General features: G+C 61.3%; 11 protein-coding genes. 8 read left to right on the forward strand and 3 right to left on the reverse strand.

The features are described from left to right. Window positions 1–2 precede the first annotated feature (2 nt). Window positions 3–1,910 (forward strand): molybdopterin-dependent oxidoreductase, encoded by a 1,908-nt coding sequence (locus tag ACYQ2T_RS11760; protein WP_459900774.1) that lies wholly within the window; start codon window positions 3–5, stop codon window positions 1,908–1,910. Window positions 1,911–2,055: 145 nt separating this feature from the next. Here the strand turns inward: ACYQ2T_RS11760 and ACYQ2T_RS11765 are convergent, their stop codons facing one another. The 3 genes from ACYQ2T_RS11765 to ACYQ2T_RS11775 are packed head-to-tail and all read right to left on the reverse strand — an operon-like array spanning window position 2,056 to window position 6,435. Further along, the gene (locus ACYQ2T_RS11765) at window positions 2,056–4,065 is read right to left on the reverse strand and encodes an ATP-binding protein (RefSeq protein WP_459900775.1); all 2,010 of its coding nucleotides are present in this window, start codon (window positions 4,063–4,065) and stop codon (window positions 2,056–2,058) included. Window positions 4,066–4,082: 17 nt separating this feature from the next. Continuing rightward, window positions 4,083–5,228, reverse strand: coding sequence for an ABC transporter substrate-binding protein (locus ACYQ2T_RS11770; RefSeq protein WP_459900777.1), 1,146 nt, complete (start codon window positions 5,226–5,228; stop codon window positions 4,083–4,085). A 55-nt stretch (window positions 5,229–5,283) separates the two neighbouring features. Beyond that, window positions 5,284–6,435 carry an ABC transporter substrate-binding protein gene (locus tag ACYQ2T_RS11775; protein ID WP_459900778.1) on the reverse strand — a complete coding sequence of 384 codons (1,152 nt, stop codon included), beginning with the start codon at window positions 6,433–6,435 and terminating at the stop codon, window positions 5,284–5,286. Between the two features lie 366 nt (window positions 6,436–6,801). Here ACYQ2T_RS11775 and dnaE point away from each other — a divergent pair, with 366 nt between their 5' ends. Genes dnaE through ACYQ2T_RS11810 form a run of 7 tightly spaced genes read left to right on the forward strand, consistent with a single transcriptional unit; the run spans window position 6,802 to window position 15,013 of the window. Then, complete coding sequence (dnaE, locus tag ACYQ2T_RS11780) at window positions 6,802–10,254, forward strand: DNA polymerase III subunit alpha (protein WP_459900779.1); 3,453 nt, start codon at window positions 6,802–6,804, stop codon at window positions 10,252–10,254. Between the two features lie 39 nt (window positions 10,255–10,293). Then, a complete protein-coding gene (gene queD / locus ACYQ2T_RS11785) occupies window positions 10,294–10,689 on the forward strand; it encodes a 6-carboxytetrahydropterin synthase QueD (RefSeq protein ID WP_459900780.1) in 396 nt (131 codons plus the stop codon). A 2-nt stretch (window positions 10,690–10,691) separates the two neighbouring features. Continuing rightward, entirely contained in the window at window positions 10,692–11,156 is a 465-nt protein-coding gene (gene dtd / locus ACYQ2T_RS11790; protein ID WP_459900782.1) for a D-aminoacyl-tRNA deacylase, read from the forward strand. A gap of 20 nt (window positions 11,157–11,176) precedes the next feature. Continuing rightward, window positions 11,177–12,778, forward strand: a complete 1,602-nt coding sequence (locus ACYQ2T_RS11795; RefSeq protein WP_459900783.1) for an ATP-binding SpoIIE family protein phosphatase — start codon at window positions 11,177–11,179, stop codon at window positions 12,776–12,778. Further along, window positions 12,760–13,101: an STAS domain-containing protein gene (locus ACYQ2T_RS11800; RefSeq protein ID WP_459900784.1), complete on the forward strand. Its 342-nt coding sequence runs from the start codon at window positions 12,760–12,762 to the stop codon at window positions 13,099–13,101. The genes ACYQ2T_RS11795 and ACYQ2T_RS11800 overlap by 19 nt, the downstream gene beginning before the upstream one ends. A gap of 27 nt (window positions 13,102–13,128) precedes the next feature. Then, the gene (locus ACYQ2T_RS11805) at window positions 13,129–14,241 is read left to right on the forward strand and encodes a flagellar assembly protein A (RefSeq protein WP_459900785.1); all 1,113 of its coding nucleotides are present in this window, start codon (window positions 13,129–13,131) and stop codon (window positions 14,239–14,241) included. Window positions 14,242–14,254: 13 nt separating this feature from the next. Then, window positions 14,255–15,013 carry a motility protein A gene (locus ACYQ2T_RS11810; RefSeq protein ID WP_404843602.1) on the forward strand — a complete coding sequence of 253 codons (759 nt, stop codon included), beginning with the start codon at window positions 14,255–14,257 and terminating at the stop codon, window positions 15,011–15,013.

The following is a 15,013-nucleotide window of genomic DNA, read 5'->3' on the forward strand; positions in this document are numbered from 1 at the left end:
GGATGAAGAACGAACGATGCATCACGGCGTGTACATTGGACTGTCCCGATACGTGTTCCCTTGTGGCGCAGCGGGACGAGGACGGGGCGATACGCCTCCGGGGCAATCCTGATCACCCTTTCACGCGCGGCTTTATGTGCAGCAAGACGCAGCGCTTTGGCGAGCGCCTGACGCATGGCGAGCGCATTACGCAGCCATTGGTCCGCGAGGGCGGCAATTATTGGCCTGTGACGTGGGACGAAGCGTTTTCGCTTATTGCGCGGCGTGTGAACAAGCTGCGGCGCACTCCGGAGTCCATCCTGCATGTGCGCGGCTTTGGCTACCGCGGGGTGCTGGCGGATGCATCGAAGTATTTTTTCCGCTCGCTCGGGGCGTCGGCCACCAGCGGTTCTGTGTGTGATGAAGCGGGCATTGCCGCGTGCGAGCAGGACTTTGGCGAGCTGGCGCAGAATGCGCCGGATGACCTGTTGCGTGCCCGGCGCATTGTGAACTGGGGGCGTGATTTATCGCGGAGTTCCGTGCACTTGGCGGCGCTGGTGCGTCAGGCGAAGAAGGGCGGCGCGCAGGTGCTGACCATTTCGCCGGGCGGCGATGGCAACGGGGACTTTTCCGACGCGTTGGTGCGCATCCGGCCGGGGACGGACCGCTTCCTTGCGGCGGCGCTGTGCAAGGGGCTGATGGAGCACGGCGTGGACGCGGCGGTGGCGCGCGGGTGCGCCAATCTGGACGCCCTGTCGCGCGGGCTGGAACGCTGGACCGTGGCGGAATTGCTGGCGCGGTGCGAGGTTACGCCCAGCGACTACGCGGAACTGCTGCGGTGGTACGTGGAAGAGGGGCCGACGGCAACGCTGATTGGCTGGGGCCTGCAACGCTACGTGCACGGCGGCGAGAATGTGCGGTTTATTAATGCGGTTGCCCTGCTCTCGGGGAATATTGGCGTGTCCGGGGGCGGGAGCTATTATGGCATTTCCTCCAGCAGAAATTTTGTGAAGTGGGCAAAGGCCGCGGGAACGCCGCCGCGCAAGCTGCCCATCCATGACCTTGGCCGCGCCATCCTGCGGGCGGACCCGCCTGTGGAAATGATATGGGTGGACGGCATGAACCCTGTGAATCAGATTCCGGCTGGCGATGTCCTTGAGGAGGCGTTCGGCAAGTGCGGGTTTGTCGTGGTGGTGGAGTCGTTCTTTACGGACACGGCGCTGCGGGCGGATTTGATTTTGCCGTGCGCGCTGATGATGGAGCGCGAGGACGTGGTTGGCTCGTCCATGCACAACTATGTGAACTGGTCGGCCAAATGCTTTGACCCGCCGGGAGAGGCGCGGTGCGACTGGGATATCTATGCCGAGCTTGGCCGTAGGCTCGAGAAGCCCATCCACCTGCCGGACCCGGAAGAGGTCTTGAAAACGGCGCTGGATTCGCCGTCCCTTGGAGTGACGCCGGATGCACTGCGTGAGCGCGGCTTTGTTGAGGGGCGGTGGCCCAAGGTCGCGTTCGAGGGGCTGACGTTCAGCCACGCGGACGGCCTGTACCGCTTCCCCGAGCATCTGCACGAGGAGCCGGCCGTGGACGCGGAGTACCCCAGCCAACTGCTGACGTTGGTCAGCAAGCGCGCCATCCACTCGCAGATTCCCTTTGACGAGGACCCGGAAGCGCCGGAGGCGTTCGTCTCGCCGCAGAATCCGGAACTCCGGGGGCTGGACCTTGAGCGCCAGGTGTACGTAGCCACGGCGCGCGGACGCGTGGCAGTGCGCGTGCGGCTGGACGAGAGCCTGCACCCGGGGGTGATTGTGGTGCGCCGTGGCGGCTGGATGCGCCACCAGCGGTGCCTGAATCCGCTTATTACGCCGAGTGAAACCGACCTTGGCGGCGGCACCGCATACTACAGCCAGCGCGTGCGGCTGGAGAATTAACGCGGCGCGTCTGCGCGCATAAGTTGATGTTCAGGGGCGGCCCTTCCTGCGGGAGGGGCCGCCTTCTTTTGTGGGACGGGGCGGTGCGTTAAAACGACAAAAGATTCAAGATTTGAGAAGGCGCGCCGATGCGGGGGGGGACGGGCTAGGCCCGGTGGGCAAGGTTGCCTTCGCCGGTTTGGCGCTCGCCAAGGGGCAGGCGGATGATGAAACAGGCGCCGTGGCCGGGTTCGGAGCGCACGTGGAATTCGCCGCCGTGGTTCTGGGTGATGATGAAGTACGATACGGACAGGCCAAGGCCTGTGCCCACACCCGGGGGCTTGGTCGTGTAGAACGGCTCAAAGATGCGCTTTTGCAGGGCGGTGTCCATGCCGGGGCCGTTATCCTGCACCTCGATGACGGCCATGGTGCGTTCCTTTTTTGTGCGCACGGTAATTTGGGGCGGCGCGCCGTTTGTGCCGTGGATGGCCATGGCCTGTGTGGCGTTGCGCAGTATGTTCAGCAGAACCTGCTCGATTTCGGTGCGGATGCAGACCACGTCGGGCAGGCCGTCGGCGTGCTCGCGCACGATGTCCACTTTGCGGAAGTCGTACTTTTTTTTCATGTCGTAGTCGTTGGCGGCAAGCTCGATGGTGTCGGCGACGATGTCCTCCAGCCGTGCGGGGAGCATGCGCGATTCGCTCTTCCGGCTGAAGTCCAACATGTTGGAGACGATGCGCGCCGCGCGCTTGCCTGCATCGCGGATGCCGGTGAGCATGCGGAAGATTTTGCGGCGCTCCATATACTCGCGCACGGTGTCCAGCGTGGTTCCGGATTCGTCCGCCGCGCGGATGTTGGCGGGCAGGTCCGGCGACAGGCGGCGCTCGACGTTTTGCACGCCTTGGAGGATGGCCCCAAGGGGATTGTTGATTTCGTGCGCCATGCCTGCGGCCAAGCCGCCAACGGAGAGCATCTTCTCCGTCTGAATCATCATTTCCTCAATGCGGACGCGGTCTGTGACGTCGTCCACGCGGATGACCGCGCCGGCCTCGCGGCTGGAGAGCAGGGGATAGATGGCGATATCCTCGTAGCATTCTTCGCCATCCACGGTGTGGGGGCGACGGCGCATGACATAGGGCGACCCTTCGTTGATGGCGGCAAGGACGTTGCTCATCTCTGGCGCAAGGCGGGGGAGCACTTCGGCAAGGGGGGAGCCGATGGCCTGTATGGGGGAGAGGCCTGTGTCGTCCGTGGCGCGGCGGTTCCACTGGTTGACGACGCCCTCTGGCGTCACGCTGACGAGGATGGAGGGCATGGAGTCAAAGACGCTGGTCAGGCGCTGTTGCAGGCGTTTTGCTTCCTGCTCGGCCTTGCGGCGGTCGGCTATTTCGTTGCGCAGGGCGGCGTTGCGCTCGCGCAGTTCGGAGTTTTTGGCGTCGATTTCTTCGTACGAGGCCGCAAGTTGGTCGGACATATGGTTGAACGCCGTGCCCAGCTCGCCGATTTCATCGTTGCTGGTGATGGCGACACGGTGGCTAAAGTCGCCCCGGCGCGTTTCGTCAATGGCGTCGCGCAGGTCGTGGATGGGGTGGATGATGGTGCGGATCATGCTGAGGTTGAGGACGATAACCATCACAATCAAAATGCCGGAGATGAGGAGCAGGATGTTGCGGTGCGCGGCGGCAAGGGCGGTTTCCACCTCCTGCAGGGAGTAGGTGAGCGCGATGACGCCAAGGCTGGTGCCAATGATGCGGATATCGCGCGCAAAGTACAGTGCGCTGGTGTCCTGCCACTGCGTGCGGCGGGTGATGGCGCTGTTTTGAACCTTGATAAGGTCCTCGGCGGGCAGCTTGTTCACGCCGCTGCGTTCGGGTTGGTGCGTGCTGACAAGAAGCTGCCCGGACGCATCGAAGATGGAGACCTCCAGCATTCCCGGTACATCAAGAATTTGGTTGATGCGCAGGTCCAGCGCCCGGATGCGGCCTTCAAAAAGTTCGTTGGCGAGGGGTTCGAGGTCGCGCTGGACGAGGGTTTCCAGCAGCAGGCTGACGTTTTCGATGGTGGTGGCGATGCGTTTGTTGTTGAGGTCGGTGAGCACGGCTGTGGAGACCACAGCGATGAAGACCACGGTGGCGGCGATGGTGATGTTGAGTTTGTTCTTTAACGTCAGCCGCATGGATTGGTCCGGTGTGCTCAGGGTTTTCTGGGGGGAATACTCTTTATGTACTCTATCGTTTTATTGCGCCCCACGCCAAGCAGAACGGCGCCTTTGATAGGGCTGCCGTGGCTGCTGAAGGTGATGGGCCCGGTGGCCCCGGGGTAGGCGATGGTGGAGGCGAGGGCTGTGCGGATGGCGGCGGGGTTGCAGCTGCCGGCGCGGCGGACGGCATCGGCAAACAGGCCCACGGCGTCATAGGTGATGATGTGGGCGCCGTTGATGCGGGCGGCGGCCTCCGCACCTCGCGCGGCGGTAAAGCGCGCCAGCATGGCGCGGCTGGCCGGAATGGGCACCTGTGGATGCCAGTGCGAGATAAAATAATGCCGCCGGGAAAGGTCCGTGCTGAAGGTGCTTGATTGAAAGAGGTTGGACCAGCCATCCCCGCCGATGAAGGTGGCGGTAAGGCCCATGCCTTCGGCCTGGTTAAGGATAAGGGCCGCATCGCGGGAGTGGCCGGGGACGAAGACAATGTCAGGGTGGTGGGCTTTGATTGCCTTAAGCTGTGCGGAAAAATTCGCCGTATCCATGAGGTATTCACCGCGGTGGACGATACGTCCTCCGGCGCGCTTGAATTGGGCGCTGAAGTGCTCCGCCATGCCGGTGCTGTAGGGCGTGCTGATATTGGTGAGAATGGCGGCTGTTTTTGCCCCAAGGGTGGTACGGGCGACATCGGCGGCAAGGGCGGCCTGGAAGCTGTCCAAAAAACCTGCCTGAAAAATAAAGTCGCCAATGCGCGATATTCCGTCGCTGGTGGCGGCTGCGGCAATCATGGGCACCCCGGCCTTTTGCAGCACGCGGGCCATGGCGTAGGCTTGTGAGCTCCAAAACGGCCCCACCACGGCGCAGACGCCGTCCTGTATGGCGCGCTCTGCCGCGGCGCGGGCACCAAGGGCGGAGCTGCGGTTGTCATATTCCAGCAGAACAACGCGTCGGCCAAGCAGGCCGCCTTGGTCGTTGATTTCTTCTACGGCAAATCGAGCAAGGGTGTAGTTTTGGACATTGGGATTGGCGGCAAGGCCCGTCTTGGCGAACACCGCGCCCAGCAAAATGGGGCCGTCCTGCGCGGCAAAGGCGGGGCAGGAGAGCGTCAGGAAGACGAACCAAATACACAGAGAGCGCATCAGGGTGTTCCTCTGGTTACGAATCGTTTGAGAGTCCCCGGCTGCGTGGCGGGGACTACTGGGGCGCCCCGTCAAAGCCGGAGAGCGTTTTCTTGTAGATGAGGCGTGTTGGAGTCAGTTCAAGGACGACGGCGTCCTTGTGGGGGCTGCCGTCCTCCATGTAGTCAAAGCGTCCGGTGACGCCGACAAAGTCCGTGGTGGCGGCAAGGGCGTCGCGCACGGCCTTGGGGTCGGTGCTTCCGGCCCGCCCGATAGCGCGGACCAGCAGGTTGAGCGTGTCGTAAGCGAGAACGTTTCCGGCTTCCAGTTCGGTGCCGTGCGGCGCGTAGGGCGATGCGGCATAGGCCTTTATGAAGGTCTTGCTTTGGGGGATGGGAGCGTCGGCGTGCCAATGGGAGATGCAGTAGGCCGTGATGGTGTTGTCGAACTCCAGCGGCAATTTATACATCGGTCCCCACGAGTCGCCGCCAAGGAATATTTTGGTGATGCCCATGCGTGCGGCCTGGGCGATGGCCGCCGCCGAGTCGCGGGGATAGCCGGGCATAAAGATGACGTCGGCTTCTGTGGCGTTGAGCGCCGAGAGCTGTGGGGTAAAATTGCGGGTGGAGGAATGGTACTCGCCGGTGTAGATGATGGAGCCGCCGCCATGCAGAAAGTTGGCGCCAAAGGACTTGGCAAGGCCGATGCTGTAGGCGTTGCTCACATTGACGAGGAGGGCCGCGCGTCTTGCGCCAAGGTCCTCAAGGGCAAAACGCGCGGCAACGCGTCCCTGAAAGGCGTCCGTAAAGCAGGCGCGGAAGATGAAATCCCCGGTTTGCGTAACGGCGTCTGCCGTGGCGGAGGTCGCCACCATGGGAATCTCCGCCCGCTGGAGGATTTGCGCGGCGGCAAGGGCGTGCGAGCTCCACGATGGCCCTATAACGGCTGCGACATCGGTCAAAATGGCTTGCTCTGCCATAAGGACGGAGCCAATGGACGTACTCTGATTGTCCAGCTCAACCAATTCCACAGGGCGGCCCAGTACGCCGCCTGCGGCGTTGATGCGGGCCACCCCGAAGCGCAGCGCGCCAAAGCTGGGCAAGTTGCTGATGGCGGCTTGCCCTGTTTTGGCAAGAATAACGCCGATGCGGACGGAGTCATGGGCGCGGGCATGCGCGGTGGGAAGAAACAAGGCCAAAAGGCACAAAATGATGAAAATGCCGCGCATTATTGCCCCTTGCTGAAAGGTGAAAGGGGAACCGCCGTGAGCGAGGGGAGGAGGCAACGTGACGAGGGCAGGGGGGCGTGTTCCAGCCTCCACAATGACAAAGCCACGGCCCGAAGGCAAGGCGCAAGCCCGCCCAAGGGCGAAAAGCCGTGCGCAGCAGGCGTTGGCGGGGTATGGAAAATTGCACGGCGCGGAATTGGCGCGGCGGGGTGCGCCGCTGTAATGGCTTGAATTCAATGGTGAAAAAGGAGGGGTGTCCAGTAACGCCCCGGCAAAGCGGGTGTTTGTTGCCGGGGGCGTTTTCTGCTACCTCATGGCCGTACACAATCCACCAACGATCACAAATTTTCAGAGATACATATATCGATGTCCGATTTCGTCCATTTGCATTGCCACACGGAGTTCAGTCTTCTTGATGGCGCCATACGCCTCGGCGACTTGTGCTCCAAGGCCATAGAGTTTGGTATGCCCGCCGCCGCGGTGACCGACCACGGCAACATGTTCGCCGCCGCCAAGTTTTTTCAGGAAGCCAAAAAAAAGGGTGTGAAGCCCATCATTGGCTGTGAGGTCTATGTCTCCAAGGGGCCGCACACCAATGTCGAAGGGGCGGACGCGAAGAAGCGCTACCACTTGGTGCTCCTTGCGCAGAACCTTGTGGGCTATCACAATCTGTCCAAAATCGTCTCCGAGGGCTACCTGCGCGGCTTTTATTACAAGCCCCGCGTCAGCCATGAAATCCTCAAAAAGTACAGCGAGGGCATCATCGCCCTGTCCGCCTGCCTGCAGGGCGAGGTGGTCCAGCATGTGCTCCACGAGGGCATGGACAAGGCCATCGAAACGGCGCAGCTGTACGAAAACATTTTCCCCAACCGCTTTTATATTGAGCTTCAGGCCAATGGCCTGAAAGAGCAGGACCACGCCAACACCCTGCTGCGCGAGTTGGCAGGGCACACCAAGCTACCGCTGGTGGCCACCAACGACTGCCACTACCTCACTGCGCAGGACCACGAGGCGCACGACATCCTGCTGTGCGTGCAGACCAACGCCTGCGTCAGCGATGAAAAGCGCATGCGCATCAACACGGACAAGCTGTATTTCCGTCCGCCGTCCGAGATGAAGGCCGCCTTTGCGGACTGTCCGGAGGCCATTGAAAATACGGTGCGCATTGCCGAGCAGTGCAACGTGGAAATCCGCATGGGCAAGTACTTCTTCCCCGTGTACGATGTGCCGCCCGGCAAGAGTCTGGACGACCAGATGTGCGACATGGCGCGCGACGGCCTGCGCGAGCGTCTGGAGAACCTGCCCTACGAGGTGGACGAGAAGGTCTATTGGGACCGCCTTGAGATGGAGCTGGGCGTCATCATGGAGATGGGCTTCCCCGGCTACTTCCTCATCGTGCAGGACTTTATCAACTGGGCCAAGCGCAACCGCATTCCCGTTGGGCCGGGCCGTGGGTCGGCGGCGGGGTCCATTGTGGCCTACGCCCTGCGCATCACCAACCTTGACCCCATGCCGTACAATTTGCTGTTCGAGCGCTTCTTGAACATCGAGCGCGTGTCCATGCCTGATATCGACGTGGACTTCTGCGAACGCCGGCGCGGCGAGGTCATCAAGTACGTGGGCGACAAGTACGGCCACGACGCTGTGGCGCAGATTACCACCTTCGGCACCATGAAGGCCAAGGCCGTCATCCGCGACGTGGGCCGCGCCCTTGGCCTGTCCTTCCCCGAGGTCAACGAGATCGCCAAGCTCATCCCCGAAGACCTCAAGATGACCATCGACAAGGCGCTGGACATGGAGCCGGAGCTGCCGGAACGCATGGAGAACGACTCCCGCGTTGCCAAGCTCATTGACATTTCGCGCCGCCTTGAGGGCATGCACCGCCACGCGTCCACCCACGCGGCGGGCGTGGTTATCTCCGACGGACCCATGTGGGACTATCTGCCGGTGTACAAGGGCAAAAAGGGCGAAGTTGTGGCCCAGTTCGACATGAAAAATGTCGAAAAGGTGGGCCTTGTGAAGTTCGACTTCCTTGGTCTGCGCACCATGACGGTGATTCAGGACGCCGTGGACATCATTGCCGAGCGCGGCAAGGAGCCGCCGGACCTTGATACCCTGGGCCTTGATGACCAGGAGACCTTTGACCTGTACGCCCGCGGCGACACGGACGGCATTTTTCAGGTGGAATCCGACGGCATGCGCAAGTACCTGCGTATGCTAAAGCCCAGCTGTTTTGAGGACGTTATCGCCATGCTCGCCCTGTACCGTCCGGGACCGCTGAGTTCCGGCATGGTTGAGGAGTTCATCAAGCGTAAGCACGGCGAGGTGGAGGTCGTGTATCCGCTGCCGGAGCTGGAGCCGGTGCTGCAGGATACCTACGGCGTCATCGTCTATCAGGAACAGGTCATGAAGATTGCGCAGGTGGTTGCCGGCTACACCCTTGGCGGCGCTGACCTGCTCCGCCGCGCCATGGGTAAAAAGAACGCCGAAGCCATGGCCGAACAGCGCGAAATCTTCAACAAGGGCGCGCTGGAAAAGGGCGTTTCCGCCGAGAAGGCCACCGAAATCTTTGACCTGATGGAAATGTTCGCGGCCTACGGCTTCAACAAGTCGCACTCCGCGGCCTATGCGCTCATTTCCTACCACACGGCCTACCTCAAGGCGCACTACCCGACGGAATTCATGGCCGCCATGATTACCTCGGAAGTGAACAACACGGACAAGGTGCTGAAATACATCGCCTCGTGCCGTGATATGGAAATTGAGGTGCTGCCGCCGGACGTGAACAGCTCCATGCGCCACTTTACCGTGCCGGCCGACGGGCAGGTGCGGTACGGTCTGGCGGGCATCAAGAACGTTGGCGACGAAGCCATCCGCGAGATTGTGGACGCCCGTCAGGAGGGTGGCCCCTTCAAGAGCATGCTGGACCTGTGCGAGCGGGTGAATCTGCGCAAGGTCACCAAGCGCGTGCTGGAGAATCTCATCAAGGCCGGCGCCATGGACGGCTTTGACGTGCCGCGCGCGGGTCTTATGGACGCGCTGGACCGGGTGGTCTCCGTGGCGCAGAAAAAGGCCAAGGACAAGAACTCCGGCCAGATGTCCCTGATGGCTGTGGCTGGCATGGAAATGCCCGCCCTGCCCGGAACGGGCATCCATACCGACGGCCCGCCCATTGAGGAATGGCCCGACGATGAAAAGCTGAAGCTGGAAAAGGACGCCCTCGGCCTCTATCTGTCCAGCCATCCGCTGCTTTCCTTCCGCCATGAGCTTGCGCGCATGCGCCTGCCTAGCCTGCTTCAGGTGGCGGATTATGGTCCCGGCGCGGAAGTGCGCACGGCGTTTTTGGTAACGGGCCGCAAGGAACACATTACCCAAAAGGGCGGCAAGATGGCCTTTTTGGAGGTGGAGGACCTGACCGGTTCGGGCGAGGCCGTGGTCTTCCCCGAGGCCTACGCCAAAAACCGCGAAATGCTGGACTCCGAGCAGCCGCTTCTCTTCATCGGCAAGGTCAGTGACCGCGACGGCGGCCCGCAGGAAGAGGAAGGCGTGCCCAAGCGCGCCAAGCTTATCCTTGATGAGGTCAAGCTCCTTGCCGACGCCTTGGCGGGCAATCAGGAGCCTGTGATGCTGGTCATGGAGGCCGAACGCCTTACCGAGGATGGCCGCAAGCGCCTGAAGGACGTGCTGGCGCAGCACACCGGGCGCATCCCTGTGCAGATGCTGCTGCGCGTGGACCAGTACGAGTGCAAGCTTCAGCTGGGTCCCAAGTACAGTGTGACGCCCACCCGTGAATTTTGGAAGGATGTCGAGGCGCTGTAGCCCGGCACTCCCGACGACGAGAAAAAGGAACCAGACGATATGACGACGCAGAAAACTGGCAAGTGGCGCCTGACCGTGCGCACGGACTTTGCCGCGGCCCATCAGCTCCGCCACTATGAAGGCAAGTGCGAGCGTATGCACGGCCACAACTTTGGCGTTGAGGCCGTTGTGGAAGGCGGCGCTCTGCAGCCCAAGACTGAAATGCTCATCGACTTCAAGGTGCTCAAGACCATGCTGAAGGACATCCTTTCCGGGCTGGACCATTGCCACCTGAACGAGCATCCGGCGTTTACCGAGCACAATCCGTCCTCGGAGAACATCGCCCGCTTTATCTACAAGGAGATGGAGCAGCGCCTTGAGGGCAGCGGCGTGTGCATGAAGAGCATCACCGTCAGCGAAAAGCCCGCCCAGTCCGCGACGTACTTCGAGGAGTAGCCATGCGCCTGCATCTGCAACGTGTGCGAAACGCCAGCGTGGTCGTGGATGGCGAGACCGTGGGCGAGATTGGCGAAGGCCTGCTGGCCCTTGTTGGCCTCAGCCGCGACGACGGCCCGGACCTGCCGGGGACGCGTACCTGGAAGACCATGCTCGGCAAAATGCTGGACCTGCGCATCTTCCCCGACGAGGCGGACAAGCTGAACCTGTCCCTGCGTGACTATGGGGGCGAGATTTTGCTGGTGTCGCAGTTTACCCTGTACGCCGATTGCCGCAAGGGCCGCCGTCCGTCGTTTCACCTTGCGGCGCAGGGTGATAATGCCCTACAGTTGTATGAGCGACTTGTGTCCGATGTGCGCGGCATGCTCCCCGGCAAAGTGCAGGAGGGCCGCTTTGGCGCCATGATGGACGTGAGCCTGACCAACTGGGGACCGGTGACCATTTTGCTGGACAGCGAGGAGTTTTAGAGACGGTCCGGGAGGCCGCATTGGACGAACATACCGGTGGTGATGCCATACGCGTCCTCGTCATTGAGGATGAGGAGGACCTGCGAACCTCGCTGCGCGAGATGCTGGCGAACTTCGCCTACGCCGTAGAGGTGGCCGCCGATGGCGTGGAAGGCCTTGTGCGCTACACCGCGTTTCGTCCGCACATCATCCTGCTGGACATGAATATGCCTCGCCTTGATGGGTTTGGGGTTATCCGCCGCATCCGCGAAACCTACGGCGACGACGAGGTCAACATCACCATGATGACCTCGGCCAAGGCGCCGGAAAGTAAGATGCGGGCCTTTGGTTCCGGCGCCAACGACTTTTTGTACAAGCCCTTTGACCGCGCCGAGCTTTTGGCCCGCGTGGGCGTTGGCGCGCGGCAAGTGCGCCTGACGCGCCGCCTGCGCCGCGCGCGTGATGAAATGGGGCGCGAAATCGCCCACGTGGCGTCCCTGCAGGAGCGTCTGCTGCCGCAGGGCGATTCCACCGCACATTGCGCCGCCTGCGCGGACCTGCCCGGGGTGCACGTCTCCAATGTGTACCGCCCCTCTGGCCGCGCCAGTGGCGATTATTTTGACTACTTTACCACCCACGACGGCCTGTTGCGCGTGGTGGTGGCGGATGTGTCGGGGCATGGCGCGCGTGCGGCGTTTATCATGGGCATTGTGCGCACGCTGTTTCGCGTTTCGCGCGAGAGCGGGATGACGCTGGAGGACACCTTCGAGCAGATTAACCGCCACCTGTGCGACATCATCGGCAGCGAAGAGGATTTCGTCACGGTTTTGGCCGTGGACCTTGATGTGGAGGGGCAGTCGCTGTCCTATATCAACGCCGGACATTGTCCGGCATTTTTGCGCCACGGCGACAATGTTGACGAGTTGCCCGCCACGGCCAGCGTTCTTGGCTTTTTCCGTACTATGCCCTTTGCCGAGACGCGCCGGGATTTGCCGCCTTCCGGTGGCCTGCTGCTCTACACAGACGGGTTTTATGACTTTGAGCAGCTGGATGGCGGGTTTTTTGATTTTGACGCCTTTCGCGATGTGGTCCGGTACGTCACGTGCATGCGTGGCGATGTGCCGGAACTATTGCAGGCGCAGATAGCGCGCCGCAGCGGCAACGCCGCCACATGGCGCGACGACGCCACCGCCCTGTGGGTGGAGTTTGGCGTGCACGGCAAGGAGAAATTGTTCACCTGCAGCGCGAATCCTGAGGCCTCGCGGGCGTTGGTGAAGGATGCCATGCAGGAGCTTGCCGCTGTTTTGCATGACGGCAGTCTGTTGTATGATATGGAATTGGCGCTGACCGAGGCCTGCGCCAACGTGGTGGAGCACGCCTACTCCGGCACCGAGCCGGAGGGGGTTGCCGTGAGTGTGCGTATAGACCATGGCTCCGCCGTGGAGATGGACGTGATCGACACCGGCCAAGGATTTGAGCCGTCCGCCAAGGAGGACGTGCCACAGCCGCAGGCCGAATGCGGACGGGGACTGTACATTATGCGCAAGGTCATGGACGAGGTGCGCATTTGCTCCGGTCCGGGCAAGACCCTTGTGACGCTGAGGAAAACCATAGGGAAGGACGCATGGAAAACCTACAGATAGAAAAACGCAACAAGGCCGTGCTGGTGACCTGTTTCGGCGAGATTACCCTTGATGTGACGCCGCGCCTGCGGGAACGCATTGAGGCCGAACTTGGTGGTGGCGGGTACAGCTTCCTTGTGCTGGACCTGTCGGAGGTGCGGTTTATCGACAGCTCCGGCATTGGTTTTTTGGTGGCGCTGTCCACCCGCATTGAGGAGCAGGACAAGTCCTTCTACCTGCTGCGTCCGGGCGCTCAGGTGCTGAAAACACTGGAACTTGTTCAGCTGAAACGCTACTTCAAGATTCTGCGAAGCGACGAGGAACTTGCGGCACTGACCATCTAGCGACACCGGAACCAACAGGCAACGCCTATGCCGTACTATTTGCTGCATCATTTCGACCCAACATTCGACTATCAGAATTTGAAGCCACGGCAGCTTTCCGACGGCAATGTGGATTTCTACAACCTTGGCTACGTGCAAAACGTCCGCACCGGAGACCTGCTTGCCGAGTGGTGCGACGAGCCGCTGGACGACGACTCGGGCGTCATCCAATGCGTGTACGATGAGAAGGTTTTTCCCGCCGGAAAAAACACCGTCGTCGATCCGGAGAACCCGGACAGACTGCTTGCGGCGGCGGATGGTTACGTCTTTTACATGGACGGCTTCATCACCGTAAAGCGCACCCTTAATGTGCGCCGTGACGTTGATTTCCACACAGGCAAGATTTTCTTCCTCGGCAATGTTATCGTGCATGGCAGTGTGCGTTCGGGCTTTGGCGTGCAAGGCGTCAACGTCATGGTGAAGGACATTGTGGAGGGGGCCAGCATCCGCGCGGAGAATTCCATAGTCGCCGAGACGGGCATCAAAGGCGGCGGCAAGGCTGTGCTGCGGGCCAAGAACAATGTGCGCGCAGCCTTTGTGGAGAACGCCCAAATCCTTGCCGGCAAGTGCCTGCTGGTGGACGGCGCGTGTATGCACAGCGACGTCTACTCCGTGGGGCAGCTTGCGGTGAAGGGCATGCTTGTTGGCGGCAAGGCTGTCAGCTCGCGCATCATCTATGTGGAGGACCAGCTTGGTGGCGGTCTGTCCACGGAAACGGTGCTTATTGTGGGGTACGACGCCGCGCTGCTGCACAGGGTGAACGTGCTGCGGCAGAAAATCATCGCCCTGAACGCCAGCATTGAGGAAAGCCGCCTCAAGCTCAAAAAACGCCATAACCTGCGCAGCGGCACGTTCCCCGAACTTGCCAAGCAGGAAGATAAGCTCGAACGGCTCAAGGAGCGCCACCGCGCCGTGTGGAACGACATCAACAAGGTGCGCAACCTGGAGTCGTGCCGGGTGCTTGTGCCCGGCCGCGTGCGTCCGGGGGTGGAAATCAACATCGGCGAGGCGCGGTACGTGGTTCGTGATTATATGGAAAATGTGTGCTTTCGGTACCGGGACTATGAAGTGATCGTCGAATCGCCAGCATTGCAGAAATAAGGTCTGATCATCAATGGATATAGGAACTCTTCTTGGACTTCTGGCCGGTATGGGCCTCATCGTCGGCTCTATCATGTTTGGGGGCGGCGCAATCGGCGGCTTCCTCGACGTGCCGTCCGTGCTGGTCGTTGTGGGTGGTACCATGGCGACGGCGTTCATCATGTTCCCCATGAAGGTCGTCTTTGGCTCCTTCAAGGTGGCTATGAAGGCCTTTTTTGCCAAAAGTTCCGACGCGTCGGCCATGATTGACCAGTTGGTCATGCTGGCGGAAAAGGCGCGTAAGGAATCCCTTGTGGCGCTGGAAAAAGTAGCCATCGAGGATGAATTTATCAAAAAGGGCATCCTGCTGGTGGCCGACGGCACCGAGGAGTCCCTTGTCCGCGCGGTGATGGATACCGAAATTTCCTTCATGAAGCAGCGCCACAGGCAGGGGCAGGGCGTGTTTAAGGGGATGGGCACCATGGCTCCGGCCTTTGGTATGATTGGTACCCTTATCGGTCTGGTGAAGATGCTCCAGAATCTGTCCGACCCGGCCTCCATTGGTCCGGCCATGGCGGTTGCGTTGTTGACGACCTTCTATGGCGCGGTGCTGGCCAACGTGATTTTTCTGCCCATTGCCAAAAAGCTGGAGGAGCGCTCGCAGGAGGAGTCGCTGTACATGGAAATTGCCATGGAGGGCGTGATATCCATCCTGCACGGCGAGCACCCGCAGATTGTGCGCGAAAAGCTCCTTGCCTTCCTGTCTCCCGCCATGCGCGGGGCCGATAAGTAG

The organism is Desulfobaculum senezii (genome assembly GCF_054657395.1).